We start from the raw sequence: 2,216 nt of genomic DNA on the forward strand, positions 1-2,216 counted from the left end.
TGGTGAGCGGTCCACAGACCGGCAAAACCTGCCAGCAGCGTCAGCAGCAGGGTGAGGCCGAAGGCCAGGGGCAGTTTTCGACTCAGATTCACGGATGGACTCCTCGGTCGGGGGGGCGCCGAATGAGTACATCGTCGGCGTGCGAGTAGCCACATCTTGCATGGGGTCAAAGCCGGGCAAGCGGCCGAAAAGCGCGGGCAAGGCCCAGCGTTTTCCCTTGTCGGATGCCGGCCGGTGGCGGGGCCTGCCACGGCCCCGGTCTCCTCAGGGGAGGGGAGGGCTCGCCCCCCTCGGCGGGATGTGCGCGGCCGTCGCGCAACCTAGGCTGGAGGCCTTCACAGATCAGGAGGACCGGATGGCCTTGTCCCATTCCCCCGCGCTGGGCTTGTCCCTGTCGTCGCTCGCTGCCCTGATGGCCTGGACGCCGCCCTCGGCACGGGCCGAGGTCGCACCTGCGCTCTTGCTGGCCCGGGACTGGACTGCCGGCCAGTCGCCGCAGGGCTTTCTCGTCAGCGAGAAGTTCGACGGTGTGCGGGCCCTGTGGGACGGACGGCAGCTGCGATTTAGAGGCGGTGGCCTGGTCCCTGCGCCCGCGTGGTTTCTGGCGCGGCTGCCACCGCAGGCCTTGGATGGCGAGCTGTGGCTGGGGCATGGACGCTTCGACGAGGTGTCCGGTCTGCTGCGCCGGGGCGATCCGGAGGATCCAGGCTGGCATGCCCTGCAATACCGGGTCTTCGAGCTCCCCGGGGCGCCCGGGACGTTCAGCCAGCGGGCGCGGGACATCGAGGCTCTGGTGGCCGCCGCGGCCTGGCCGCAGCTGGTCGCCGTGACCCAACGTCCCGTGGCGGACGCCTCCGAACTCCAGGGTCTGCTCGATGCCGTGGTGGCGCAAGGGGGCGAGGGCCTGGTCCTGCACCGTGCGGATGCGTCCTACCAGACCGGGCGGACCGAGGCACTCTTCAAGTTCAAGCCGGTGCAGGATGCGGAGGCCGTGGTCATCGGTCATGAGGCCGGCCACGGCAAGTACGCCGGTCTGGTGGGCGCTTTGCGGGTGCGCAACGAGGCCGGACAGGTCTTTTTGTTGGGCAGCGGTCTGAAGGATGCCCAGCGTCACCAGCCGCCCCCCTTGGGCAGCCGCGTGACCTACAGCTGGCGGGGTCTGACCGCCACCGGGCTGCCCCGCTTCGCCACCCTGCTGCGGGTGCGCGAGCCGGGTTTCTGAGCGCCGTGTCCGCCCTGGGTTATCGTGCGTCCATGAGCGATTTCAGCTTCTTCTGGCACGACTACGAGACCTTCGGTCGCGTGCCCCGCCGGGACCGGCCGTCCCAGTTCGCCGGCGTGCGCACGGATGCCGACCTGAACGAGGTCGGCGAGCCGGTCATGGTCTTTTGCCAGCCCGCGCCCGACTCTCTGCCCGACCCGGAGTCCTGCCTGCTCACCGGCATCCTGCCCCAGCAGTGCCTGGCCCAGGGGCTGCCCGAGCACCGTTTTGCCGCGACCATCGAGGCCGAATTGGCCCGGCCAGGCACCGTGGGCGTGGGCTACAACTCCATCCGCTTCGACGACGAGGTGACGCGCCACCTGTTCTGGCGCAACCTGATGGACCCGTATGCCCGCGAGTACAAGAACGACTGCGGCCGCTGGGACCTGCTGGACACGGTGCGCTGCATGTATGCGCTGCGGCCCGAGGGCATCGAATGGCCGCGCCACGAGGACGGGCGACCTTCGTTCAAGCTGGAGCACCTGAGCGCGGCCAATGGCCTGCTGCACGAGGCCGCGCACGATGCGCTGTCCGACGTGCGGGCCACGATTGCCCTGGCCCGCAAGATCCGTGAAGCCCAGCCGCGGCTGTGGGAGTTTTGCCTGAAGCTGCGAAAGAAGGACGCCGTCTGGGCCGAAATCGGCGTGGGACGGCCCTTTCTTCACATCTCGGGCATGTACGGGCCGGAGCGGGGTTGCCTGGGCGTGGTTTGGCCTCTGGCCCCGCACCCCACCAACCGCAACGAGCTGATCGTCTGGGACCTGGCCGAGGATCCAGCGGAGTTGTTCACGCTCAACGCCGAGCAGATCCGTCAGCGCCTGTACACCCGCACGGAGGACCTGCCCGAGGGCCTGGACGCGCTGCCCGATCAGACCATCCACGTCAACAAGTCGCCGGTGGTCATTCGCAACCTGAAGACGCTGTCGCCCGGCATGGCCGAGCGCTGGGGGCTGGA

2 protein-coding genes are annotated in these 2,216 nt (G+C 69.1%); both read left to right on the forward strand.

Annotation, left to right across the window (positions count from 1 at the left end):
* The first annotated feature begins 355 nt into the window (after positions 1 to 355).
* Positions 356 to 1,222: a DNA ligase gene (locus I73_RS16510; protein ID WP_040500566.1), complete on the forward strand. Its 867-nt coding sequence runs from the start codon at positions 356 to 358 to the stop codon at positions 1,220 to 1,222.
* Between the two features lie 32 nt (positions 1,223 to 1,254).
* The coding region (gene sbcB / locus I73_RS16515) for an exodeoxyribonuclease I (protein ID WP_022981629.1) at positions 1,255 to 2,216 on the forward strand (962 nt) is incomplete at its 3' end.

Source organism: Ideonella sp. B508-1, assembly GCF_000333615.1.
GTDB lineage: Bacteria > Pseudomonadota > Gammaproteobacteria > Burkholderiales > Burkholderiaceae_C > Ideonella.

What these genes read in the sequence shown, in the direction of transcription:
- I73_RS16510 (WP_040500566.1), top strand. Translation starts at nt 356, where the DNA reads ATGGCCTTGTCCCATTCCCCCGCGCTGGGCTTGTCCCTGTCGTCGCTC.